Source organism: Mycolicibacterium sp. Y3 (assembly GCF_051188035.1).
Taxonomy (GTDB): Bacteria; Actinomycetota; Actinomycetes; order Mycobacteriales; family Mycobacteriaceae; genus Mycobacterium; species Mycobacterium fluoranthenivorans.
This window is the reverse complement of the sequence record NZ_JAVQLT010000001.1, coordinates 3,308,489-3,330,759: the sequence shown is the minus strand read 5'-3', so window position 1 is coordinate 3,330,759 and position 22,271 is coordinate 3,308,489. Positions and strand designations below refer to the sequence as shown.

The window sequence follows — 22,271 nt, the reverse complement described above, 5'->3', positions numbered from 1 at the left end:
ACGCCCGCAAGGGTACGGATCAGATACCGGTCCATGTCGAGTCGATCATCTCGGCGATGTTGATCACCTTGGCCTGCTGCGCCGCCGGGTTGTCGATCTCACCGCCCACGTGGATCGCGATGAACCGCTTGATCTCGGCATCGATACCGGCCATCACGCGCAACACCTCGGCGCGCAGGGTCCGCGAGGTGACGTGAATGGAGATGTCCCGGGAGTGCGGCTTGCGCACATCGAGGATGAGGACCAGCGGCTCGGCCGCCCGCGCGACAGCCTGCAACGCGATCTCGCCGAAGACGCTGAATTGCGGTTTGTCGATCTTCAGGTCGACGACCATGTTGATCTCCAGCGGGATCCTGATGTCGAACGTGAAATTCTCGCCGAAATGGCGGGTGACGCGGGGGGTCTGGACCCTGACCTTCGCCGTGACCTTGGCGATCCCGCCCGGTCCCTGACTGATCGGCCCCATCTGGAACTCGTCACCGGCGATCGCGCCGATGGCGTCGCCGACGCGCCGTTCGCTGACGGCGACATCGAAGAACTTGCGGCCGAACTCTTCGTAGGTCATGTACCCCATCGGGTACTCATTGTCAGACATGGTGAACCTACCGTCTCACGTCCGCGGTGCGGCGTCGTACAACCCACCCCGGTTATCGATCGTCGGCGAACACCCGAAGCCGGCGCAGCGCCGTCGGGTGAGTACCGAACTCCGCGATGAGCACCAGATCCCGGCCTCCCCCGCTCAGGCGGGCCGCGACGGCCCGGCCCGCCGCCAGCAGCGTGCGGACCCGGGTGCCGGCCAGCAGACCGACCAGCTCCGACTGCGGCAGCACCGCATCGTCGCCGGCCGTCACCCGCAGTGTGGAGCCGAGCCGGCGTTTCACCGCCACCTCGTCACCGGCTGCGGCGTCGGCCAGGAAATCCGAGACCAGCCGTTTACCGCGGGTTCCCACACCGGGTATGCCGGCCATGAACCCGGCTGCCCCCACCAGACCCTGATTGCGCAGCAGCGTGGCCGTCAGCCGCAGGCCTGCCGGCACCGCGGCCACCCCGCAGCGGGCGAACTGGACGGCCATCGCGGGCAGTTCCCAGTAGGCCCGCAGCGCGGCGATCCGCAGCTCACCGCCCTGTGACTGCACGTCATAGCGCAGGATCGCGGGGATGTGCATGGTGACGGAGGCGCTGTCCCGGGAGCCCATCGCGACCTCCAGCACCAGGTCGCGCAGCACCGTGGAACGCGTGCCGTTTCCCGGGTCGCTTCGCTCTCCCCCGCGAGCGGGAGGTGCCCCCAGCCCTCCAGTGACGATGTCCACATCCCGGTGGAAGGTGATGGTGCGGGGACCGATGAAGGTGTCGTAGAACCGCGCCAGCTGATCCCGGCCGATATGCGGCCGCGAGCCGACCGGATCCTCCACCCGTCCGTCCGCGGTGAACAACCCCACCCAGGCCTGGCGATCGTGGCCGGCGACGGCAGCCGGGGAGCGCTCGACCGTGGCCAGAACCGCCGCTGGTGTTGTCGACATATCCTTTCCTTTACCACCCCGGTGTGAAGGAGGACGGCAATGAGCCAGAACGGGCCGTTCGGAATCGACCCCGAAGAATTCGATCGCCTGGCCCGCGAGGCCGGCGAAGGACTGCGCGACGCGCTCGACCGATTCGGCAAACGCGCCGGCTGGTCCACGCTGATCGATCAGTTCACCGCGCAGTCCCGCCCGGCCGGACCGGAGACCACCGGGGAGACCGGGGACGGCGTCTGGGCCATCTACACCGTCGACGAGGCGGGCGGCGCCCACATCGAAGAGGTCTACCCCAGCGAACTCGAGGCACTGCGGGCCAACAAGAACAACACCGACGCGGCCCGCCGCGTGCGGTTCCTGCCGTACGGCATCGCCGTCAGCGTGCTCGACGCTCCCGAATAGGCCGTGACCGCCCCGCTTCGGGATTAAGCTTGGCCGCGGCGGGGTCGGGACGGCAACTTCGAGGGTGGGGACATGATTCGTGAACTGACCGTGGCGGCGACCGTTGCGTGTGCCGCGTTCGGGACGGCCGCACCGGCGCTCGCCGATGACCAGCCCGGCCGCTACCCCAGCGACGTGCCCGGGATGAGCTATGACGCCTCCTCCGGCGCACCGTGCGACAACTATCAGCTGTTCACCTTCGGGCGGGGCCCCGGCGGCCAGGCCATGATGTGCCGCTGGGTGCCCAACCAGTGGCCGCCGGTGTACACCGGATTCTGGATGCCGTCCTATCCGCTGTACGGCGTGCAGCAGACCGGTGCGCCGTGCCCGGGGCCGCAGGCGGCGGCCCAATCGCCGGACGGGAAGCCGATGCTGTGCCTCGGTGCGCAGGGCTGGCAGCCCGGTTTCTTCACCGGTGACGGGTTCTTCCCGGCCTGAGCCTTCACGCGATGCTGGCGGCGACCGCATCACTGACGTGGCGCGCCCACTCATCGATGCTGCGGCGAATCCCCGGTGAACATGCGCACACCGACACCTCCTGGTCGCTGGGAGCCACGATCGAGTAGTGCCGGGTCAGCACCGGTGCAAGTACGGCCCAGGCGAACAACCGCTCACCGTGATCGTCGGTGCTGGACATCTGACTCCTTGTCTGGGGATGCGGGCTTCGGGCGTTCGACCAGTTTGGCGAGTGCGCGGATGACGCCGCCGAGGACGACCGCACCCACGAACAGGGCGGCGACGGCGGCGTCGCTGGTCAAGCGGATCATTCGAGGTTCCGGGGCTTCCGGGAGGTGCCGCCGGCTTTGGCGACCTGCAGGAGGGTGCGCGTCGCGACTGCGGAATCGCCGGTGGCCCGGGCAATGTCACCGCATGTCGCGTCGACCGCGCCGATCACCTCGCGCACCGCGGCCGGATGGGCGACGGTGACGGTCAGTTCGACGGTCGCGGTACCGCGATCGGTGACCGCCTTTCCCTTGGCGGACTGCACGTTCGGGTCCTGTTCCAAGGTCGCGGCCGCCGCCGCAGCGACACCGTTCAGGTTCACCGTGACGAGTCCCGGGTCAGTCCCACCGGACACGCGCAGCACCGGTGCTTTGCGGGTCGGGATATGCGACACCACCCAGAGCAGCCCGATCACCACCAGCAATGCCCCCGCCCCGGCCAGTGCCCACGGCCACCAGCTCGACGTGGTGGCGTGCGCGGCCGGTTCCGCGGTGATGCGCTCCGGGACACCGCGCACCATATGGAGGGGCCACAGGACCGCGGCCGCACCGATCGCGGCCAGCACGAGGCCTGCGACCAGCGTCGCGGCACGGTCGAGCACATCGGTCGGGCGCAGGCTCATGCCGACCCGCTCGTCACGATCCGCACCGCGACCTGCGGTGGCGGCCGCAGGATTTCGGTGGCGCTGCCGACCGCCGCGGTGATCGCGCCCTTGGCTCCGGCATCGGATTCGGTGCCGGACACACCAACATAGAGGGTCACCTTGCGGCGGGTCGCCTCCGAACGCAGCACCTCGACACCGGACACGGAGGTGGCCGCGTGGGATGCCAGTCGTGCCACGTCCCGCGGACGCATCCAGACAGCCGCTCGGGCATCGACGGCGACGGCGGTCTTGCGCCGCGGCCGCAGGGCAGAGAACACCATCCATGCGCCGAGGATCAGCGCGACCGCGCCGGCCAGGACCATCCACCACTGACCGGACAGACCGTCCACCGCCGTGAGGGCGGCCCCGATCCACGATGTTCCGGCCATCCAGCCGAGCGCGACCACGGCCTCGCGCAGTGCGAACACCCCGGCGCACAGCACCACCAGGGCCAGCGCCACTCCGATATGGCGAGCGGTCGCGGCGGCGACGGGTACCCGGCCAGGTGCGGGCAGCCCCGCGGTGTCGACGGTCGTCATCGGGTCCTCTTCGCGTCGGTGGTGGTGCTGAACTGTTCGACCGTGACGTCGACACGGTCGACGTGCAGCCCGGCCATGGTGGACAGCGTCTGTGCGACATTGCGCTGAACGGCACGGGCCACGTCGACCGCGGATGCCGGCCACCCGACGGTGACCCGCAGGTGCGCCGTGACCCGGTTTCCGGCGACGGTCAGCTGCGCCTGGGGCAACGACCGGCCCACGACCTTGGCCAGGCCGGCCGAAAACGGCACCACACCCGGTGTGTCGAGCGCGGCGCGGACCGCGAGCCGCTGGGCGACCTTCTCCCGGACCGTCAGGGTGCCCCGGGTGGCCGCGTCGTCGTCCTCGTGCACCTCAGTCACGGCCGCGGCCCCGCAGTAGTGAGCCGAGATCCAGCTCGCCATCGCGGTGGGCCCCGATCAGGTAGCCCGCCACGCCGAGCAGAAGCGCGATGAGGAAACCCCACAGTCCACCGGCTGCCGCGGCCACTCCAAGCAACAATCCCGCAACCAGCCCCAATGTCGACGAGGTCATGACGCGCACCTTCCGGAAGGAAAATTAAACTGGCACAAATGAATTCATAAGAGGTGTGGCGGCGCGCCCCTCGTCGCGCCGCCACACGGCGCACTATCGCAGTTCTCGCCCGGACGCCGGTGTCACAGGCACGAGATCTTCGACAGTGACGTCGACGGGCAGATCGGTGAGCGCGGCGACCGCTCGCTGGATGGCGGTGGCCGTCGGCCGCACCGGCGCATCGAGCGCCAGGCTCACGTGGACGTCGACCCGGTCCGGCCCCAGCCTGATCCCCGCCACCCGGCGGCCGGGCAGATAGGTGGCCACCTCGCCGAACATGCCGGCGTGTAACCCGGCGACGCCGTCGACGGCGATCACCGCCGAGGCGATGCGCTCCGCTTGCTCCTCGGCCGGGTCGGCCGCTGCCGGTATCTCACTGGACACGCGCGGGCGCCGCATCGGCGTCGTCGGCACCGTCGCCGTCGAGGTACACGTCGTGCACCGTGATGTTGACCTCGGTGACCTCGAGTCCGGTCATCCGCTCGATCGCGGCGATGACATTGCGCCGGATGCCCGCGGCCAGATCGGCGATCGCCACCCCGTATTCGGCGACGATGTCGATGTCGACGGCGGCCTGCTTCTCCCCGATCTCGACCGAGACGCCCTGGCTCTGGTTGACGCTGGCACCCGGGATCCGCTCACGCAGCGCGCCGACCACCCTGGATGCGCCGGCACCCAGGTCGTGCACGCCGCTGACCTCACGGGTGGCGATCCCGGCGATCTTCGACACCACCACCCCGGCGATCGTCGTCTTGCCCTGCGAACTCACCAACGGTGACCCTTGATACGGGCTGACCTCTTTGCCGGCTGCATCTGCACCGAGCTGTGCGCTGGTCATCGCCTCTCCCCTCTGATCCGATCTGACGAGCAACTCATGGTTAGTCGGGGCGAACACCCCGAACCGAACGTCCTTCCGGGGTGATACATGACACACACCCGACCCCCAGCTAAGACTGGCGCAACGGGCATAGCATGCTTGCCTGCGGCGCCAGAGTCGATATCTGGGCAGCAGTCAAGCGTAACGGGGAGCGGGGTGGGGTGAGAGCGCCAACCGACCGTGACCTGCGCGACGCCGATGACGAGGCTCTTCGGGTCTCGGCCGCTGTGGGTGACCGAGAGGCCTTCGACGCCATCGTGACCCGGTACGGTCCGGTCCTGTACCGGTACGCGCGGCGGATGCTGGCCTCCGAAGCAGATGTCGCCGACGTGGTGCAGGACACGTTCGTTGCTGCGTGGCGGCAGATCGCCGGCTTTCGCGGGTCGTCCTCGCTGCGGACGTGGCTGTTCTCGATCTGCTATCGCAAAATCGCCGACACGCACCGGCTCAAACGGGCCAACCCGGTCGAGGATTGGGTGTTGGAGCCGCTCGCCGGGCCGGACACCACGGCGGACCCGTTCACCGCCGCATCGAACGCCGCATTTCTGGATGCGCTCGAAGTCGCGCTCGGCGAGTTGCCCGTGCGCCAGCGTGCGGTCTGGATGATGCGGGAGATCGAGCTGATGACGTTTCCCGAGATCGGCGAAGTTCTGCAACTCAGTCCCGACGCCGTGCGCGGTCACCACGTTCGGGCTACGAAGACCCTGCGGGTTCTGTTGAGGAGGTGGCAGTGACGGAGTCAGATCCTTTCCTGCACCGCGCGGCCTCGTACCTGAGAACTGCGCCCGAGCCCGGGTGGGATGCCATCAGCGCGAAGGTGCGCGCGGCCGTGCATGCGGCGTCGCGTCCCGGCTGGCCCATCCGCGCCTCACGCGACCTCGGGCACGGCGTGGTCTACATCAGCGATCACGCGCTACGCAGCCTGCTGGCGCGGGAGTTGCGGCGCAAGTTCGTCTGCCAGCCCACGCGCATCGCCTTCACACTCGAGGGCAACGTGCTGCGCGCGATCGATATCGATGTCATCGGAAGCTACGGCACCCAACTGCGCGAGCTCGGGGACGATATCCGCCGCACGGTGATCGACACGGTCCGCGTGATCCTCGATGACCTGGATGACGACGGACGTGCACCGTCGGGTCCGATCGACGTGACCATCAGCGATGTCGTCGACGGTGATCCGCTGGGCTGATATCGGCGCGACGGTCATGGGGGCATATCAGGTGCATAACGAAACGATCACGGCCCGAGGGCAGTACGCTTGCCCGCCGAAACAGGTCTGACCTCGCGATTCACGGCCTCCACCGGGGCCCAACCGGTCACCTGCCGCCGCCCGGAGAGCCGTCCCGACCGGTAGACTCCTGCACACGGCGCCACCGCGGTGTTACCCGCATCGGCGCCGGTGAATTCGCTTCATCGAAGACAGCGACAGCCGACAATGCCCGCCAGAGGTTCGAGTTGAGCAAGCGACTGTTTTCCGGCTTTGAAGATGCCGGATGGGACCACGCCCCTTGGGATGACGAACCTTGGTTCTCCCCTGCCGAATTGGAGATTCTGCTCGATCCGACGCTGTCGGTGACCGAAGCCGCCGACCGCGTCGGCTGCGTCGAACGAGACGTGGTCGCACTGCGCCGGATCGCGTAGCACGCCGGCCGGCGGGCGCGGTCCGGCTCCCGTCAGATCGGGCCCGTCCGTACCCGTGGCGGAACCGCCGTCGCGGCGGACAGATCGGCCGTCGGATCCGCCGATATCTGGTCGTGATCGGTGTCGTAGTCGAACAGCTCCGCGTACCGGCCCCAATCGATCGCGATGTCCAGTTGTCTCTTGGCATCGTCGGGACCGAACCCGCGACGCAACAGGTCGAGAAAGAACCCGGCACGCAGGTCTCCATCCGCGCTGGACTGCAGCGCCGTGCAGATCGTCCGGACCAGCGGCGCGCGCGTGCGGGCCAGTTCGGCGAAGATCTGCTTGCTGCGCTGGATGCCGGCGGTGGTGAATCCGGTTCCCACCGTGGTCAGTTCGATGTCACCACGTTCGACATCCAACAACCCCAGTAGTTCGGCGGCATCCACCAGGGGCAGCAGGTCGTCGATCTCGAAGTTCAGCGCCGCGGCCAGCTCCGGCAGGTCGACATGCCCGCCTCGGGCGTAGACGATCTCCACCAGTCCGGCGAGGCCGCCGACCGTCGCGTCGGGCAGTGGGGTGCCGGTCGGTGTCGCGTCGGTCGATTCGGTGGCGGCGCCGGCCTCCGTTCCGGTGAGCAGTTGGTAGAGGCGGTCGACGTGTGCGGCGAACGCCGGCGAACGACGGTCCCGCGGGCGTGGCAGGTCGATGCCGACCTCGGCACGGATCCGTCCCGGATTCGCGCCGAGGACGATGACACGGTCGGCGAGCAGCACGGCCTCCTCGATGTTGTGGGTCACCAGGCAAATCGACCGGGTGGGGAAATCCTGTCCCCGCCACAGCGTCATCAGCTCGGTGCGCAGGTTCTCCGCGGTCAGCACGTCGAGCGCCGAGAATGGCTCATCCATGAGCAGTACATCCGGCTCGAGCACCAAGGCGCGGGCAAACCCGACGCGTTGACGCATCCCGCCGGAAAGCTCCTTCGGATAGGCCGATTCGAATCCGTCCAGGCCGATGGTGTCGATCGCCCGCAGCGCCTGCTCGCGCCGCCTCGCGGGCGGCACTCCCCGTGCGGCCAGCCCGAGCTCGACATTGTCCTGCACCGTGAGCCACGGCATCAGCGCAAAGGTCTGGAACACCATTGCGGTGCCGGGATTGGCGCCGTTGAGCTCGTGCCCGCGGTACCGCACGGACCCGCTCGACGGGGCGATCAGACCGGCGATGGTGCGCAACAACGTCGACTTGCCGGAGCCGGAACGTCCTAGGAGCGCGACGATTTCACCGGCTCGCAGGTCCAGCGTGATGTCGTCGAGCACCAGGAGCGTGTCGCCGCCGGCACCGGTGAAGCTCTTGCTCACCTGCTCGACGCTGACCAGGATTTCCTCGTTGATCGTCATGGGTGACCTCCTCGTCAGATGTGGGGGTAGTCAGGACAGGGCGAAGCGTCGTTCGGATATCGCGTACAACCGGTGCCACAGCAGCCGGTTCATCAGCACGACGTAGAAACTCATCACGATGACGCCGACCAGGATCCGTCCGGTGTCACCGCTGGAGGTGGCGTCTTTGATATAGGCGCCGAGTCCGGTGGCGGTCAGCGTCGTTCCGTTGTACGTGACGACCTCCGCCACGATCGACGCGTTCCACGCTCCACCTGCGGCGGTGATTCCGCCGGTCACATAGCTCGGGAAGACCGCCGGCAGGATAAGGCTGCGCCACAGCGCTATTCGCGGCAGACGCAGGCTCGCCGCAGCCTCGCGGAGGTCATTGGGTATGGCACTGGCTCCGGCGATGACGTTGAACAGGATGTACCACTGCGCCCCGAGGGCCATAAGTAGGACGCCGCCGATATCGAGGCTGATCCCCGTCGCCAGCAGCACCGCCGCGACGAGCGGGAAGAGGAAATTGGCGGGAAAGGACGCCAGCACCTGGACCACCGGTTGCGCCGCTCTGGCAACCCGCGGGTTCATTCCGATCCATGCCCCGACCGGCACCCAGACCACGGTCGCGAAGATCACCAGCACGACGACGCGGGCGAACGTCGCCGAGCCGAGCAGCAGCGCGTGCCCGACTTCGCCGAATCCGACTGTCGCCGAGATGAAATCGACGGCACGGTAGGCGCCATAGCCGACGACCAGACACACCGTCGCGGCGAACGCCCAGTCCCCCGCCCGCCGGCGTGCCGGGGGCGTGCGCAACGGATGCTCTGCGATACCGAACACCGCCATCAGTCGGTCGAGCGGGTTGACCAGCAGTCCCAGGGGGCGTCCGACACCGCGGCCGATACGGGAGCGTCGAAGGATGTTGAGCGTCAGGCTCCGCGGCGCCTCGGCGGATTCGGAATCCTCCATCCGGAACCGTTCGGCCCACGCGGTCAGCGGGCGCCAGAACAGCACGTTGACACCGACCACCAGCACCACCATGACGACTATGGCGAGCAGGACTCTGTTCAGTTCACCGTTGTCGCCGGCCGCGGCCACATAGGCACCGATGCCCGGGAGCGCGAAGTCGTGATTGTCGACACTCAGCGCCTCCGATGCGGTGAGGAAAAACCACCCGCCGCCGAAACTCATCATGCCGTTCCACACCAGCGGGATCATGCCGCTGGGCACATCGACCCGCCAGAAGCGTTGCCAGCGTGAGAGTCTGAGCAATCGAGCGGCCTCGTCGAGCTCCCGCGGCTGGGACACCAGGCTGTGGTAGAACGCGAAGGTCATGTTCCACGCCTGCGAGGTGAATATCGCGAAGATGGACGCGCATTCCAACCCGAGTTCCGATCCCGGAAACAAGGCGATGAACCCGGTGACGGTCACCGACAGAAAACCGAGGATCGGCACGGACTGCAGAATGTCCAGCAGCGGGATCAACACCTTCTCGGCGCGCCGGGATCTGGCCGCCACCGTCGCGTAGACGAAGGTGAACACCAGTGACGCGCCGAGCGCGATGAACATCCGCAGCAGCGAACGTCCTGCGTAATAAGGCAATTCGCCAGGGTCGGTGGATACCGACGCCGGAGCCGTCTGCACGGTCCACGGCACGTCGGCGCTGTGGACCAGTCGCACCACGAGCCACACCAGTGCCGCGGCACCGACGAAGACCATCACGTCAGCGCCGACGTGGACGGAGGGCCGGGCGAAGGCGTCCCGCAAGGAATAGGTGCGCAGCATGACCATGGTGGTGTCACTCCTCGGTTCGATGGTCCGCGTATTGGGCGCCGAGACTCGGCTGAGATCCAGATCGGTTGCACTCGTGCGCAAGTAAGCTGTTGCGCACCCAGGACGTCACTGCAGAGCGGACGGGTCCCCGGTCACGCGGAGGTACTCACTTGCCGGCCCATGCGGGCTGCCGGACGTGCCGGATACGACCGGATCAGGCGGAGAGCACGCATGGAGGCGGTGTACTACTTCCCTCACTCATGAGGGCACCTCCGATCAGTCATCGATTGCGCCCACCCGGGGCGTTGCACTGGGATCAGTAGACCTCACCGCGGCCCGACAGTCAAACGCTTATCCAACTGTCGAGTGTCACTGCGGGGGTACCTGCCGCCAGACAAACCACCTGCCAACAGGTCATTCAAACTATTATTTGAATGCATTATCGTTTGACTGCTGATCTAACTCGATCAGTTTTGACAGCGCGCGCACCGGCTTCCCGACAGCCGGTTCACAGGATGTACCCGGACACTCGCGCGCATGGTCCTCGAAGCCGGCTCAGGCGCGCCGCTTGCGCGTCCGGCCGCTTTTCCGTTCCAGTCGCCGCGATATCACCAAGGTCGCCAGATCGACGGCGTCCTGATCGATGGCCATGTAGACCCGATGCCGGCCGGCAACCCGGTCACCGACCAGCCCGGCGAGCTTCAGCTTGTTCAAGTGATGGCTGACGGTGGGCAGCGTCTGGTCGATGGCTTCGGCCAGGGTTCCGACATCCTTCTCGCCGTGCGAGAGCAGCCACAGCAGGTGCAGACGTACCGGAGTGGCCAGCAGCGCCATCGTGGAGGCGGACTCCTGCAACAGCTCATCGGGGAGCGGCTGCGGTTCGGAATTCTTCGGCACGTGGCGGCGTCCTCTCTCGACAGATGTCAGCATCCCGGCTCTTGCATGGTTGTGCAACCATTTGACTGCCGCATCGTGTGGGCGGTGACCCGATGAACGACCGTGCCGAGGCCGAACCGACGTTGCGGGCATCCGCGGCGATGTCGTCGTTTCTGCTCTATCGGTCGATGGACAGCGGCCCCGCCGGCCTCACCGAAGCCGAGGCCGCGCGGCGCGTCACGCACACGATGTCCGAGAATCGGCACCGCACCGCTGCCGTTCGGTCGCTGCGACGTGTCGGTCTTGCGCTGGGCTCGCCGTTCGTCGCGCTGCTGGCCGGACTCGATATCGTCTTCGCCGTTCTCGGCGATGCCGGGGCGGCCATCACCGTCGCGGCGATGATCCTGCTCGCCGTGGCCCTTCGACTGTGGCAGCAGGGCCGGTCGAGTCGTGCGGTGGCCGCTCTGCGCCGCAGCATCCCGAGCACCATGACGGTGCGCCGGCGCGCCTCCGACGGGGACCCCGCCGTGGAGCGGGAGGTGCCCGTCGACGATGTCGTTGCCGGTGACATCGTGGTGTTGCGCCCGGGCGATGCGCTACCCGTCGACGTGCGCATCGTGACATCCCTGGACTTGTTGGTGGACCAGTCCACCCTCAGCGGGGAGTCGCTGCCCGTCGGCAAATCCGGCGAGGAGGAGCGCAGCTTCTCGGCCCGGCCGGTCCCCGCCAGTTCCCGGCTGTGCCTGGCCGGCACGACGGTGCTGGCGGGGTCGGCGACCGCGGTGGTCCTGGCCACCGGGACCGGGACCTACGCCCGCGGCCTGGTGGCGACGGCGCGGCGGCTGCCACGGCGCTCGAGCTTCGACCGCGGCGTGCAGTCGGTCGGCTGGACGCTGATCCGGTTCATGCTGGTGATGATCCCGTCGGTGATGGTGATCCGCGGTCTCGTCGACGGCTCATGGGCGCAGGCCGCCGTTCTCGCCGTCGCGGTCGCGGTGGGCCTGACACCGGAGATGTTGCCGGTGGTGGTGACATCGAACCTGGCCCGTGGCGCGATGCGCATGGCGGGCCAGAAGGTGATCGTCAATCGGCTCAACGCCATTGCCGATCTCGGCGCGATGGACGTGCTGTGTGTCGACAAGACCGGCACTCTCACCGAGGACCGGATCGTCTACGCCCACAGTCTGAACACCGCAGGTCGTCTCGACGGAGCCCCCGCGCGGTATGCCGCCGTCGCCGAACGCCACCGCTGTGACGTGGACATTCGCTATGGCGAGGCCATCACCGCACTGGTGACCGAGGCTCCACCCGATCAGGCCGGTGCGGGTGAGCACACCAAGGTCGCCGAGATCGGCTTCGATTACACCCGACGCAGGTCGACCGTCGTGGTGGCCGACGGCGCAGCCCACGTCCTCATCTGCCGTGGCGACCCCGATCGGGTGTTGGAGTGTTGCAGCAGGATTCGCACCGATCACGGCGATATCGAGATGTCCCACCAGGACGAGTCCTGGCGCCTCGTGCTCGGCGACTGCCACGCGCGCGGATTCCAAGTGCAGGCCATCGCCATGCGCCGCGGGCCCGCGCGATTCGAGAAGTACGACGCCCGCGATGAGCGGGATCTCGTCCTGCTGGGATTTCTCTGCTTCCTGGACCCGTTGCGCGCGAACGTGTCCGACACCATCGCCACCCTGGAGACGTACGGGGTCGGTGTGCGGATACTGACCGGCGATGCCCAGGCCGTCGCCGTCGACGCCGCCGTACGCGCCGGACTCGACGTCGCCTCGGTCGTGGTCGGTGACGATCTGGAGGATCTCGACGAGGATCAACTGCTGCGGCGCACGAATGACACCACCGTGTTCGCCGAGCTCACCCCCGACCAGAAGGCGCGGGTGGTCACCGCCTTCCAGCGGGCCGGCGCGGTGGTGGGCTTCGTCGGGGACGGGCTCAACGACATCGCGGCCCTGCGCGCCGCGGACGCCGGGATCGCCGCCGACACCTCGACACCGGCCGCCAAGTCGGCGGCGGACTTCATCCTTCTCGATCGCGATCTCGGCGTCATCGCCGACGGCGTCCTGGAGGGCCGGCGCACCGTGGCCAACACCTTGAAATACGTGCGCGTCACCGCGAGTTCGAACTTCGGCAACGCCCTGTCCCTGGTTGCCGCCAGCGCGTTGGTACCGATTGTGCCGATCCTGCCCGTGCAGTTGCTGGTACAGAACCTGCTCTACGATCTGGCCCAGTTGGCCCTGCCGTGGGATCACGTCGATCCCGACTACCTGAGCCGACCGCGGACATGGCGCTCCGACGGACTGGTGGGCTTCATCGTCATCTTCGGACTGTTGAGCTCCGTGTTCGACGTCTTCACCTTCGGGGCTTTGTGGTTCGCTTTCGGCGGCAACCAGGACCATGCCGTCTTCCAGTCGGGCTGGTTCCTCGAAGGCCTGCTCTCGCAGTTGTTGGTGGTGCTGGTGCTGCGCACCGGCGGTGCGCCGTGGGGTCGGCGCCGCCCGAGCCTGGCGGTGATATCGGCAACCGTCGCCGCGGCCGCCGCCGGATGCTGGTTGCCGTTCAGCCCGCTGGCTGCGGCACTGCACATGAGCCCGCTCTCGCCGGCCTGCTGTTCCTTCATCGGCGCCACCGTGCTGGTGTACGCCGCAGCCGCGCACGTGGTCAAACGCGCCCTGGCGCGCAGGCAGCCTAGAGCGCGGGCCGCGCGATCGGCGTCGCCGGCGCGTCTTCCGGAGTAGTCACCGACGTCGTGACGCCCACCGTCATCGTCACGGGAGCCGGGGTGGTGTAGGTCGTCGACACCCCCGCGTTGTTGATGCTGTTGTGGCCCAGCGTCGTCGTGCCCGACAGCGTCATCTGATGATTCACACCCAGCCAGGACCACACACAGACCGCCAGGACACCCGCACCGAGTGCCACCCGCTTGCCGCGACGGCGTGTTTCACCGAGCGTCATGGGTTCGCCTCCTTTCTTGCAATACTACGATTCTATAATCATAGAATGATTTGAATATAGATGCCACCGGGATCGCCGCCGTCGACCGGAGACGTCAGCCTCAGTTCGGTTCCGGCGCCCGCCCCTCACCGCCGGCCAGCAAGGACAGCAGCAACTCGGCACGCACCCTGGCCACACCGAGATCGCAGTCCAGCAGCCTTTCCGCAGTCCTGATCCGGTTTCGCAACGTGTGCCGGTGGATCCCGAGCTCCGCCGCGGCCGCCTCCCACTGCCCGTTCGCCTCCAGAAACGCTTGAAGCGCTTCGATCAGGCCGCTGCGCTGCTCACGGTCGTGGTCGACCAGGGGCGCCAACACGGCCTCCGCCACAGTGGCGAGTACCTTCCGGCTCGCATTGTCGGACAGCAGGATCTGGCCGGCCACGGCCCCGAATTCGACCGGCGCACCGCCCCGTTTGGCCATCGCGGCGGCCCGGGCGGAATGCTGTACGGCGGTGGGCAGATCGTCGAGCACGTGCGTCCCGCTCATCCCCACCCGCACGGTCCGGCGGGTGGGCGCGTCCAACCCGTCGATGAGCCGGCCCGCGAAATCGATGCCCAGCCCGCCCGGGACGATGACCACCACCTCGACCTCGCCGGCATGCACAAAACACTGATACCCCTCGCGCTCGAGGAGGTCCGCACACGCAGCACGGACAGCCGGCAGCGCATCCCGCGAATCACTGTCGATCGACAAGGCGCGAATCCGCCGATGCGAATCCGCAGCAGGGGCCAGCAACGCCCTCGCGGGCTGCACATCGGCGGTGGCGGTCAGCACCAAGCCCAGCGCCGAAGAATTCAGCCTGCGCTGGGCGTCATTCAGCCGCGCCGGCTTGTCGAAGTCAAGGGCCAGAAGGGCGTTCGCATGTCCGAGCAGCACCTGATCGATGTGGCTGAGCGGGTTCGCCGCGATGACCACCAATTCGCCGTACGATCTCGATCCCACTCGGATGCGTTGGTGCGCAACGGTGGTCGACGCCCCGTTCAGAACGATGGTCGTCGCGCCCGCGTCGGCACCCGGCAGCACTGCGCTTCGGATCTCGTCCAGTACCGTGACATCGGCCGGCGCCGGATGACATGCCACCACGTCGCCGACGGTATCCACGATCACCACCGTGGCGGCCAGCGCGCGGCCGAGTTCGCGTGCCACGGCGTGCGCTCCCCCGGTGATCACCGCCCGGGTGAGATGCGGCTGCGCCCTCGACACGCGGAGGACGTCGTCGTACTGCAGCTCGGCGATCCGGGCCGTAACGGCTTTGACGATCGCGGCGAAAGGTGTCTCCAGCGGCACCTCGATCAGCGGTAAGCCGATCTCGTCGGCCACGGCGATGAGATCCTCCGGCACCGCCGGGTGGGTCAAGCCAGTCGCGAATCCGAGACCCGCCACCCCGCAGTCGTCGAGCTCGCGTAGGTAGGCGGCTCGCTGCGGGGCCGTGTCCGGAAGTCTGATCCCGGTCGTGAGCACGAGTTCATTGCCCGACAACCAGCGCGACGGATCGGCCAGCTCGGTGGTGAGCACCACGTCGATCGGACGGCCGACACCGGTCGCGCCACCCCGCAGCCGAAGCGCCAAACCCGCCTGAGTGAGCACCCACGCCACCGAAACACGCACCCGCTGATTGTACGGAGTGGTGAAACATTACCTCAGGAATGTACAGAACGGAGCGGGCCGCATCGATGTGGCACAGCGCACACTTCTTGGGTGCAGCAGACTTCCCCGCAGGCTCCCCTAGGTAGCGCTTCCACCTCCCCGCGCCTGTCCAGGTCGCTCGGCTTGTGGGCGATTGTCGGCCTCGGCCTCGGCTATATGACGCCGATGACGGTCTTCGACACCTTCGGCATCGTGTCAGAAGAGACCAACGGGGTGGTCCCGCTTGCCTACATCGTCGCGCTGATCGCCATGATCTTCACCGCGCTCAGTTACGGACGGATGACCCGTGTCTTCCCCTCGGCCGGATCGGCGTACACCTACGCCTCCGAGGTGATCCACCCCAATGTCGGGTTCCTGGTCGGCTGGTCCTCCCTGCTGGACTATCTGCTCCTGCCGATGGTCAACGCGGTCATCGGCCGGATCTACTTCGAGTCCTTCTTCCCCGACACCCCGTCGTGGATATTCGTCGTCGTCTACGTCGGGGTCGTCACCGCACTCAACTGTTGGAGCATCAAGGGCACCTCGAGCATCAACGGCGTGCTGGTGGTCTTCCAGGTCCTTCTGATCGGCATCTTCGTCGTCCTGACCTACATCTCCCTCACCCGAGGCTTGGGTCAGGGCACCGCCCTGACGCTCGCCCCGCTCTATCACGCCGGCGTCGACATGCAGGCCGTCATCGCGGGCGCGACCGTGGTGTGCTTCTCGTTCATCGGATTCGACGCCATCACGATGTACAGCGAGGAGGCGAAGTCGGCGACCACCGTCCCGAAGGCGATCGTCCTCGCGCTGCTCATCGGCGGCGCGATCTTCCTGCTCGGAGCCTGGTTCAGCCAGGCCGCCTTCCCCACTCTCGACGGCTTCGAGGTCACCGACGACACGCTTCCCGAGCTCGCGCTCAAGGTGGGCGGCGAGTTCTTCAAGATTCTCTTCGTCTCGGCCGCGCTGTCGGCCATGTTCGCCTCCAGCCTGTCCTCACACGCCAGCGTGTCCCGGATGATCTACGTGATGGCCCGCAACGGCACGGGCCGGATCCCGCGTTTCCTGTCCTACATCCACCCGAGGTTCTTGACGCCGCTGCACGCCGTGCTCATCGTCGGCGCAGTGTCGCTGCTGGCATTCCGGTTCACCCTCGAGTTCGTGTCATCGATGATCAACTTCGGTGCCCTCATCGCCTTCACCATGGTCAATCTGACCGTGCTGCTGTACTTCGCCGTCCATCAGAAGAAGCGGCACACGCCGGCGGAGATCTTCACCAACATCGTGCTGCCGATCATCGGCATGCTGCTGACTGCTGTGCTGTGGCTCAACCTGCACTTCGACGCGCTGCTCTACGGCGCCATCTGGTTCGTCATCGGACTGACCCTGCTGATCTACGTCACCCGCGGCTTGCGCAACCCGATGACCATGAGAATCGAAGAGGAGACCCTCGCCGAAGAGGGCACCCCGATCCCCCATATCCAGCACGGCAAGAAGGGCGGTTCCCGATGACGCTCGTCGTGGGGTATCTCGCGACAGCCGGTGGGGCCGACGCCTTGTCGCTGGGCGTGCGGTTGGCCCGTACGCTCGGCACGGATCTGCAGGTGTGCTTGGTGCTGGCCCCCGACGACGTGACCACGCCCCGCCTGACCTCGGATCGGTACCACGAAGTACTGGCCGAACAGGGTCAGGCGTGGCTGGCCGAGGCGCTGCGCCTGGTGCCGGATGACGTCACGGTCGAGGGAAAGGTCATCGTCGCAGAGTCGGTGGCCGAAGCCCTTGGCGCAGAAGCACTTCGGCTGGACGCCGAGGCCATCGTGGTGGGCGGCTCGGGCGGCGGGCTGGCCGGCAGCCTGTCATTGGGCGCACTGGTCGATGAGCTGCTGCATTCCGCGCCGGTCCCGGTCGCGGTGGCGCCGCGGGGCACCCGCCACTCCGAGGTCGAACGCGTCCGATCCGTCACGTGTGCGATCGGTGACCGTGCCGGCGCACGCCGGTTGCTCGACGCCGCCGTGCGGACGAGCAGGGCCACGGGCGCACCACTGCGGCTCGTGTCGCTGGTGGCACTCGACCAGCACGGCGCGGCCGGAATCGAGGCTGCCCGCGAACATGCTTACCGCACACTGAAGTCCGCGCAGGCTTCGCTCCCGGAGGGTTTCGCCGTGACGGCCGTCGTCGCGGACGGTGCGACCATCGAGGCCGCCGTGGACGAGCTCGACTGGGCGGACGGTGACCTGCTGATGCTCGGCTCCAGCAGGTTGGCTCCGCCACGGCGCCTGCTCATCGGCTCGACCGCGGCCAAGATCCTGCGGGTGCTGCGGGTACCGATCGTCGTCACACCGGGCGAGGACTAGCCTCTGGGGTCAGTCGGCGCTCTTGGCCGACTTCCGCTCGGCGAGCTTGTACTTCACCAGCGCAACCAGCGCTTTCGGGTTGCGGGCCAAGGCACCTGCGGCCTGCAGGCCCAGCTTGGCCTTCTGCCCGAACGTCAGCTGCTGCTCTGGTTGCGTCACTGGCTCTCCTCTGTTCCCGATGGGGTTCGAACAATAGCGTGCCGAAGCTCCACGCTGTCCGGCACGACGACTACCGTCCCCATCGCAGCGCCGCGGTGTGCACCGGGGCGTCCCACCACTGGGCCAGCTCGTCATCGAAGGTCATCAGCGTGAAAGAGGCACCGGCCATGTCCAGGCTGGTCACGTAGTTCCCGACCAGGTTTCGCGAGATACCGATCCGCCGGCGGGACAGTTCATCGGCCAGATCGTTGAACAGCAGGTACAGCTCCATCAGCGGTGTCGCACCGAGGCCGTTGACCAAGGCCACCACCTGGCTTCCCGCATCGAGCCCGAGGTGGGCCACCAGGATCTCCGCCGCCTCGGCCACCAGATCGGCGGCAGGGCGAAGGCGGTCACTGCGGCGGCCTCGTTCACCGTGGATACCGACACCGATCTCGATCTCGTCGGGACCAAGCGCCAGGATCGGCCCAGCTCCCGGCGGCGAGGAGGACGTCAGCGCGATACCGAAACTCGCACTGCGGTTGACGACGTCCACCGCCGCGGCGTGCACGTCTTCCAGCGCCCCTCCGGCTTCGGCGACCGCTCCGGCGATCTTGTGCACGAACAGTGTGGCTCCGGTACCGCGCCGGCCGACCGTGTGATCGGAGCCGTCGACCGAGACGTCGTCGTCGACGAGCACGCTGGCCACGTCGATCCCCTCGGCCCGGGCAGCCTCGGCCGCGTGGCGGAAGTTCAGCACGTCGCCGGTGTAGTTCTTCACGACGTGCAACACACCGCCTCCGGCCGATGCGGCCCGGGTGGCGGCCAGGATCTGGTCTGTGCTCGGCGAGGCGAACACCGCACCGGGCGCCGCCGCGGCCAACATTCCCACGCCGACGAATCCGGCATGCAGCGGTTCGTGACCCGAACCGCCACCGGACACCAGACCCACGCGGCCCGCACCCTGTGCCGTCGCCCGGCGGACGATCTGCGCGTCGGCATCCCACACCACCAGATCCGGCACCGACCGTGCCAGCCCGGCCAGACTCTCCAGTGCCGCATCGGCGGGGTCGTTGAGAAACTGCTTCGTCTTACCGCTCCGGGTGTCCTCGATCGGTTCGGCGGCGTCGGCCGTCAAATCGCTGACATCGGGTACCTCGACACCCACCCCGCGTCCGGCGGCGGCAGCGATCTCGGCCACCGCCACCGCACCGGGATCGGGCGCGCCGATATTGCGTTGCGCCGAATAGGCGGCTCGGCCACGCTTGGCCACGAATTCCCGGGTGGATCGTGCGCCCTCGGCCGCGGCGACCGCGGCGTCGGCGTAGGCCGCGGTCGCGGTGCCACCCTGCGCCGCGACCCGGGCGATGGCGGCTCCGGCCGGCAGCAGGGCGTCGAGCAGGGTCTTGTCCCCGGGACCGCTCTGCCCCAACTCGGCGATCCCCGCCGCCGCGGCGTGCACCATGGCGCCGGCAGTGGCCACGTCGATCGCCTCGACATCACCCGCCTTCGCTCCGGCTCGTTCACAGGCCACTGACAGCAGCGGCCCTGAGCTACCGCCCATTTCGCGATTCAGCACGGCACCCACAGCCCGCAGGAACTTTTCCGGAGACGAGCGGTCGAGGTCCTCCCACTGCGCCGCGACGCCGCGCGCGCCACGGGCCAGGCTGCTCCCGAAATCCCCGTCACCGACGGCGGCATCAAGGCGGTCCCATTCGGCGCGGCGCTCCAGCGCGGTGTCGACGCAGGTTCGGATCAACGTTTCCAATGCTGTCCAGCTCATCCCGCTCACGTTACGGACGGGCGGGCCTGCCGCGCGGCCACACGACCCTAGACCTTTGGCGGGACTGGTGGTCCGCGCCGAGGTGTATTGAACGTGCCCATGATTCAAGGAATGTTGTTCGACCACATCGACCATACAGATAGCTGCACCATGTATGGTCTGCTGTCATGAGTGGCGTGAGCTTCGACCTGTCCTCTGTGTTCGGCACCGTCGCCAAGGCCGTCCCCGAGCAGACCTTCCTGGTGTGGCGCGACCGGCGCTACACCTACGCCGAGTTCGATCGGCGGATCGACGGGTTCGCCAATTTCCTGGTGTCGGCGGGGTTGGGCGTGCACACCGAACGCGACGCCTTGGCCGGGCACGAGTCCGGTCAGGACCACCTGGGCATCTATCTGCGCAACGGCAACGAGTACCTCGAGTCGATGATCGGCAGTTACCGCGCCCGCGTCGCCCCGTACAACGTGAGCTTCCGCTACGTCGAGGAAGAGCTCGTCTACCTGCTCAACGACTCGAAGGCCCGAGCCTTGGTCTACAACGCCGAGTTCGCCCCACGGGTGGCGGCCATCCGGGACCGGGTACCGCACCTGGAGGTGCTCCTGCAGGTGGCCGACGCGTCCGGTCACGAACTGCTCCCGGGTGCGGTCGACTACGAATCCGCCATCGCCACCCCCGCCCCGGCGGGTGGCTTGCCCCAGGCCTGCGGCGACGATCTGTACATCCTCTACACCGGCGGCACCACCGGCATGCCCAAGGGTGTGCTCTGGCGCCAGCACGACATCTTCCTGTCCTCGATGGGCGGACGCCCGTTCGGCAGCGATCACGCCCTGAGTTCCTACGAGGAACTCGCCGAGAAGGCCCGCACCGCCGGCGGCGCCCTCGGCATGCTGATGATTCCGCCGTTCATGCACGGCGCCGCACAATGGGCCGCCTACAACGCCATCACGATGGGCGGCCGGATCGTGATCCCCGACGATGTCGAGCGGCTGCGCCCGGCCGACGTCCTGCGGCTGGCCGAACGCGAACGGGTACTGACCATCCCGGTGGTCGGCGACGCGGTCGCGCGGCCACTGATCGAGGAGATCGAGAACGGCGATTACGACCTGTCCGGCCTGTTCACCATCACCAACGGCGGTGCAGCCCTGTCGCCCACGGTGCGGGAACGCATCCTGACCGCACTTCCCCAAGTCATGCTGCTCGACGCGGTCGGCGCCTCGGAGTCCGGAGCACAGATGAGCACCTACTCCACGGCCGCGGCGAGCCGCGAATCCGGCACAGTGCAGCCGGCACCTGCCGCGGTGTTCAGCGCGCAGTCCGACACCGCCGTCGTCGCCGAGGACTTCAGCCGGGTACTGCTGCCGGGTGAGGGCGGCGGATGGCTGGCCCGTCGCGATCTGATCCCCCTGGGCTATCTGGGCGACGCGGAGAAGTCCGCACGGACGTTCCCGACGATCGACGGCGTGCGCTGGTCGGTTCCCGGCGACCGGGCAAATGTGTTGGCGGACGGCCGGATCGAACTGCTCGGCCGCGATTCGGTGACCATCAACTCCGGCGGCGAGAAGATCTTCGTCGAGGAAGTCGAGCGGGCCATCGCCGCGCATCCGAACGTCTACGACGTCGTGGTGGTGGGCCGCCCATCGGAGCGATGGGGCCAAGAGGTGGTCGCCGTGGTCCAACTGGCCGACGGCGCGTCCGCCTCCGACGAGGAGCTCGCCGAGATCTGCGGGCGATCGGTCGCCCGGTACAAGATCCCCAAGGCCTTCATCCGGGAGCCGAAGATCGTGCGCTCGCCGGCCGGTAAGGCCGATTACCGCTGGGCCAAGACGATTGCCGCCGGCGCGGTCGCGTCGAGCCCCTAGATCGCCGTCAGGTCCGACGGGACCACCAGCAGCGACCTGTTCCCGCCATGGAACACCTCGGCCGGGTGCACACCCGCAGGGTCGAGTCCCGCGGCGGCCAGCGCCTGGGCCTTGAAGGCGCACGCCGCGGCACTGAGCACGTGCCGCACCGCTACCAGCGCGGTGAGCCGCCCGGCGTTCCACACGGTGACTTCGGTGCGTCCCCGTTTCAGCGCCGCCTGTACCCGGCCGCTGAGTTCGCCCGCGGCGGCCACGGCCACCGACTCGTCACGGCGATCGCCGGTGCGCAGGCCCAGGATCTGCAGCGGGCGCACGTCGCCCGGCCTGGTCAACGTCACCTGCACATCCCAACCGGCCATCGCCCGGTCGAAGAGCCAGCCGCCCGCCGAACGCACCACGTCGGCGGTGTCCACCCCGATCACGTCGAGCCGGTAGACGGCCGTGCGGTCGGCGCCCAGGCGCGCCACCGCCGGCGGCAGGAGGTCATCGGAGTCGGCAGATTGCGCACCCATAAAAGTCAGTATGCCATCCCGTAAGACTTACGGTAAGCCATTC

Annotated in this window: 27 protein-coding genes and 1 pseudogene; 9 read left to right on the top strand and 19 right to left on the bottom strand. The window is 67.8% G+C overall.

Annotation, left to right across the window (positions count from 1 at the left end; translation table 11 throughout):
- Nucleotides 1–19: 19 nt before the first annotated feature.
- Entirely contained in the window at nt 20–595 is a 576-nt protein-coding gene (locus QN239_RS16190; RefSeq protein WP_499011843.1) for a hypothetical protein, read from the bottom strand.
- 52 nt (nt 596–647) lie between these two features.
- Nucleotides 648–1,520, bottom strand: a complete 873-nt coding sequence (locus QN239_RS16185; RefSeq protein ID WP_499011840.1) for a nuclear transport factor 2 family protein — start codon at nt 1,518–1,520, stop codon at nt 648–650.
- Between the two features lie 39 nt (nt 1,521–1,559).
- Between QN239_RS16185 and QN239_RS16180 the strand changes: the two genes are divergently transcribed.
- Complete coding sequence (locus tag QN239_RS16180) at nt 1,560–1,916, top strand: Rv0313 family protein (RefSeq protein WP_090361011.1); 357 nt, start codon at nt 1,560–1,562, stop codon at nt 1,914–1,916.
- 72 nt (nt 1,917–1,988) lie between these two features.
- Nucleotides 1,989–2,393 (top strand): hypothetical protein, encoded by a 405-nt coding sequence (locus QN239_RS16175; protein ID WP_499011836.1) that lies wholly within the window; start codon nt 1,989–1,991, stop codon nt 2,391–2,393.
- 4 nt (nt 2,394–2,397) lie between these two features.
- Here QN239_RS16175 and QN239_RS16170 read toward each other — a convergent pair whose 3' ends face one another.
- The 8 genes from QN239_RS16170 to QN239_RS16135 all read right to left on the bottom strand — a co-directional run bounded on the left by QN239_RS16170 (nt 2,398) and on the right by QN239_RS16135 (nt 5,271).
- The gene (locus QN239_RS16170) at nt 2,398–2,592 is read right to left on the bottom strand and encodes a hypothetical protein (RefSeq protein WP_499011833.1); all 195 of its coding nucleotides are present in this window, start codon (nt 2,590–2,592) and stop codon (nt 2,398–2,400) included.
- On the bottom strand, nt 2,567–2,713 hold the full coding sequence (locus QN239_RS16165) for a hypothetical protein (protein WP_499011831.1): 147 nt from the start codon (nt 2,711–2,713) through the stop codon (nt 2,567–2,569). Before QN239_RS16165 ends, QN239_RS16170 begins: the two co-directional genes overlap by 26 nt.
- 5 nt (nt 2,714–2,718) lie before the next feature.
- Entirely contained in the window at nt 2,719–3,300 is a 582-nt protein-coding gene (locus QN239_RS16160) for an Asp23/Gls24 family envelope stress response protein (protein WP_499011828.1), read from the bottom strand.
- On the bottom strand, nt 3,297–3,860 hold the full coding sequence (locus QN239_RS16155; protein WP_499011825.1) for a DUF6286 domain-containing protein: 564 nt from the start codon (nt 3,858–3,860) through the stop codon (nt 3,297–3,299). The genes QN239_RS16160 and QN239_RS16155 overlap by 4 nt, the downstream gene beginning before the upstream one ends.
- On the bottom strand, nt 3,857–4,222 hold the full coding sequence (locus QN239_RS16150; RefSeq protein ID WP_499011822.1) for an Asp23/Gls24 family envelope stress response protein: 366 nt from the start codon (nt 4,220–4,222) through the stop codon (nt 3,857–3,859). The genes QN239_RS16155 and QN239_RS16150 overlap by 4 nt, the downstream gene beginning before the upstream one ends.
- Nucleotides 4,215–4,394, bottom strand: a complete 180-nt coding sequence (locus tag QN239_RS16145) for a hypothetical protein (RefSeq protein WP_090361574.1) — start codon at nt 4,392–4,394, stop codon at nt 4,215–4,217. The genes QN239_RS16150 and QN239_RS16145 overlap by 8 nt, the downstream gene beginning before the upstream one ends.
- Nucleotides 4,395–4,487: 93 nt before the next feature.
- On the bottom strand, nt 4,488–4,817 hold the full coding sequence (locus QN239_RS16140) for an Asp23/Gls24 family envelope stress response protein (RefSeq protein ID WP_499011819.1): 330 nt from the start codon (nt 4,815–4,817) through the stop codon (nt 4,488–4,490).
- On the bottom strand, nt 4,807–5,271 hold the full coding sequence (locus QN239_RS16135) for an Asp23/Gls24 family envelope stress response protein (RefSeq protein ID WP_499011817.1): 465 nt from the start codon (nt 5,269–5,271) through the stop codon (nt 4,807–4,809). The genes QN239_RS16140 and QN239_RS16135 overlap by 11 nt, the downstream gene beginning before the upstream one ends.
- 200 nt (nt 5,272–5,471) lie before the next feature.
- Between QN239_RS16135 and QN239_RS16130 the strand changes: the two genes are divergently transcribed.
- The 3 genes from QN239_RS16130 to QN239_RS16120 all read left to right on the top strand — a co-directional run bounded on the left by QN239_RS16130 (nt 5,472) and on the right by QN239_RS16120 (nt 6,951).
- Complete coding sequence (locus tag QN239_RS16130; protein WP_499011815.1) at nt 5,472–6,044, top strand: RNA polymerase sigma factor; 573 nt, start codon at nt 5,472–5,474, stop codon at nt 6,042–6,044.
- Nucleotides 6,041–6,499: a hypothetical protein gene (locus QN239_RS16125; RefSeq protein ID WP_499011813.1), complete on the top strand. Its 459-nt coding sequence runs from the start codon at nt 6,041–6,043 to the stop codon at nt 6,497–6,499. The genes QN239_RS16130 and QN239_RS16125 overlap by 4 nt, the downstream gene beginning before the upstream one ends.
- A gap of 266 nt (nt 6,500–6,765) precedes the next feature.
- Nucleotides 6,766–6,951 carry a hypothetical protein gene (locus QN239_RS16120; RefSeq protein WP_499011810.1) on the top strand — a complete coding sequence of 62 codons (186 nt, stop codon included), beginning with the start codon at nt 6,766–6,768 and terminating at the stop codon, nt 6,949–6,951.
- 32 nt (nt 6,952–6,983) lie between these two features.
- Here the strand turns inward: QN239_RS16120 and QN239_RS16115 are convergent, their stop codons facing one another.
- The 3 genes from QN239_RS16115 to QN239_RS16105 form a co-directional block, all read right to left on the bottom strand.
- A complete protein-coding gene (locus QN239_RS16115) occupies nt 6,984–8,327 on the bottom strand; it encodes an ABC transporter ATP-binding protein (protein ID WP_499011807.1) in 1,344 nt (447 codons plus the stop codon).
- A 30-nt stretch (nt 8,328–8,357) separates the two neighbouring features.
- Nucleotides 8,358–10,100: an ABC transporter permease gene (locus tag QN239_RS16110; RefSeq protein WP_499011804.1), complete on the bottom strand. Its 1,743-nt coding sequence runs from the start codon at nt 10,098–10,100 to the stop codon at nt 8,358–8,360.
- 537 nt (nt 10,101–10,637) lie between these two features.
- A complete protein-coding gene (locus QN239_RS16105; protein WP_499011802.1) occupies nt 10,638–10,979 on the bottom strand; it encodes an ArsR/SmtB family transcription factor in 342 nt (113 codons plus the stop codon).
- A 92-nt stretch (nt 10,980–11,071) separates the two neighbouring features.
- Between QN239_RS16105 and mgtA the strand changes: the two genes are divergently transcribed.
- Nucleotides 11,072–13,705, top strand: a complete 2,634-nt coding sequence (mgtA, locus tag QN239_RS16100) for a magnesium-translocating P-type ATPase (protein WP_499011799.1) — start codon at nt 11,072–11,074, stop codon at nt 13,703–13,705.
- Here the strand turns inward: mgtA and QN239_RS16095 are convergent.
- A complete protein-coding gene (locus tag QN239_RS16095) occupies nt 13,656–13,922 on the bottom strand; it encodes a hypothetical protein (RefSeq protein WP_499011796.1) in 267 nt (88 codons plus the stop codon). The genes mgtA and QN239_RS16095 overlap by 50 nt on opposite strands.
- A 100-nt stretch (nt 13,923–14,022) precedes the next feature.
- Nucleotides 14,023–15,558 carry a PucR family transcriptional regulator gene (locus QN239_RS16090; protein WP_499016816.1) on the bottom strand — a complete coding sequence of 512 codons (1,536 nt, stop codon included), beginning with the start codon at nt 15,556–15,558 and terminating at the stop codon, nt 14,023–14,025.
- Nucleotides 15,559–15,660: 102 nt separating this feature from the next.
- On the opposite strand from QN239_RS16090, the gene QN239_RS16085 reads away from it, so the two are divergent.
- Nucleotides 15,661–17,097 carry an APC family permease gene (locus QN239_RS16085; RefSeq protein ID WP_499011793.1) on the top strand — a complete coding sequence of 479 codons (1,437 nt, stop codon included), beginning with the start codon at nt 15,661–15,663 and terminating at the stop codon, nt 17,095–17,097.
- Entirely contained in the window at nt 17,094–17,939 is an 846-nt protein-coding gene (locus tag QN239_RS16080) for a universal stress protein (RefSeq protein ID WP_499011792.1), read from the top strand. Before QN239_RS16085 ends, QN239_RS16080 begins: the two co-directional genes overlap by 4 nt.
- Before the next feature lie 9 nt (nt 17,940–17,948).
- Here the strand turns inward: QN239_RS16080 and QN239_RS16075 are convergent, their stop codons facing one another.
- From QN239_RS16075 to QN239_RS16065, 3 genes and pseudogenes are all read right to left on the bottom strand, one after another.
- Entirely contained in the window at nt 17,949–18,098 is a 150-nt protein-coding gene (locus tag QN239_RS16075) for a hypothetical protein (RefSeq protein WP_499011790.1), read from the bottom strand.
- A gap of 70 nt (nt 18,099–18,168) precedes the next feature.
- A complete protein-coding gene (locus QN239_RS16070) occupies nt 18,169–19,191 on the bottom strand; it encodes a dihydroxyacetone kinase subunit DhaK (protein WP_499016815.1) in 1,023 nt (340 codons plus the stop codon).
- A 78-nt stretch (nt 19,192–19,269) separates the two neighbouring features.
- Nucleotides 19,270–19,860 (bottom strand): annotated as a pseudogene (locus QN239_RS16065) (DAK2 domain-containing protein); the annotation flags it as partial.
- Nucleotides 19,861–20,027: 167 nt separating this feature from the next.
- Between QN239_RS16065 and QN239_RS16060 the strand changes: the two are divergent.
- Nucleotides 20,028–21,716 (top strand): acyl-CoA synthetase, encoded by a 1,689-nt coding sequence (locus tag QN239_RS16060; RefSeq protein ID WP_499011788.1) that lies wholly within the window; start codon nt 20,028–20,030, stop codon nt 21,714–21,716.
- On the opposite strand, the gene QN239_RS16055 is transcribed toward QN239_RS16060, so the two are convergent.
- Nucleotides 21,713–22,228 carry a hypothetical protein gene (locus tag QN239_RS16055; RefSeq protein ID WP_499011785.1) on the bottom strand — a complete coding sequence of 172 codons (516 nt, stop codon included), beginning with the start codon at nt 22,226–22,228 and terminating at the stop codon, nt 21,713–21,715. The two genes, QN239_RS16060 and QN239_RS16055, sit on opposite strands and share 4 nt — an antisense overlap.
- Nucleotides 22,229–22,271 lie beyond the last annotated feature (43 nt).

What these genes read in the sequence shown, in the direction of transcription:
- QN239_RS16190 (WP_499011843.1), bottom strand. Translation starts at nt 595, where the DNA reads ATGTCTGACAATGAGTACCCGATGGGGTACATGACCTACGAAGAGTTC.
- QN239_RS16185 (WP_499011840.1), bottom strand. Translation starts at nt 1,520, where the DNA reads ATGTCGACAACACCAGCGGCGGTTCTGGCCACGGTCGAGCGCTCCCCG.
- QN239_RS16180 (WP_090361011.1), top strand. Translation starts at nt 1,560, where the DNA reads ATGAGCCAGAACGGGCCGTTCGGAATCGACCCCGAAGAATTCGATCGC.
- QN239_RS16175 (WP_499011836.1), top strand. Translation starts at nt 1,989, where the DNA reads ATGATTCGTGAACTGACCGTGGCGGCGACCGTTGCGTGTGCCGCGTTC.
- QN239_RS16170 (WP_499011833.1), bottom strand. Translation starts at nt 2,592, where the DNA reads ATGTCCAGCACCGACGATCACGGTGAGCGGTTGTTCGCCTGGGCCGTA.
- QN239_RS16160 (WP_499011828.1), bottom strand. Translation starts at nt 3,300, where the DNA reads ATGAGCCTGCGCCCGACCGATGTGCTCGACCGTGCCGCGACGCTGGTC.
- QN239_RS16155 (WP_499011825.1), bottom strand. Translation starts at nt 3,860, where the DNA reads ATGACGACCGTCGACACCGCGGGGCTGCCCGCACCTGGCCGGGTACCC.
- QN239_RS16145 (WP_090361574.1), bottom strand. Translation starts at nt 4,394, where the DNA reads ATGACCTCGTCGACATTGGGGCTGGTTGCGGGATTGTTGCTTGGAGTG.
- QN239_RS16135 (WP_499011817.1), bottom strand. Translation starts at nt 5,271, where the DNA reads ATGACCAGCGCACAGCTCGGTGCAGATGCAGCCGGCAAAGAGGTCAGC.
- QN239_RS16115 (WP_499011807.1), bottom strand. Translation starts at nt 8,327, where the DNA reads ATGACGATCAACGAGGAAATCCTGGTCAGCGTCGAGCAGGTGAGCAAG.
- QN239_RS16110 (WP_499011804.1), bottom strand. Translation starts at nt 10,100, where the DNA reads ATGGTCATGCTGCGCACCTATTCCTTGCGGGACGCCTTCGCCCGGCCC.
- mgtA (WP_499011799.1), top strand. Translation starts at nt 11,072, where the DNA reads ATGAACGACCGTGCCGAGGCCGAACCGACGTTGCGGGCATCCGCGGCG.
- QN239_RS16095 (WP_499011796.1), bottom strand. Translation starts at nt 13,922, where the DNA reads ATGACGCTCGGTGAAACACGCCGTCGCGGCAAGCGGGTGGCACTCGGT.
- QN239_RS16080 (WP_499011792.1), top strand. Translation starts at nt 17,094, where the DNA reads ATGACGCTCGTCGTGGGGTATCTCGCGACAGCCGGTGGGGCCGACGCC.
- QN239_RS16060 (WP_499011788.1), top strand. Translation starts at nt 20,028, where the DNA reads ATGAGTGGCGTGAGCTTCGACCTGTCCTCTGTGTTCGGCACCGTCGCC.
- QN239_RS16055 (WP_499011785.1), bottom strand. Translation starts at nt 22,228, where the DNA reads ATGGGTGCGCAATCTGCCGACTCCGATGACCTCCTGCCGCCGGCGGTG.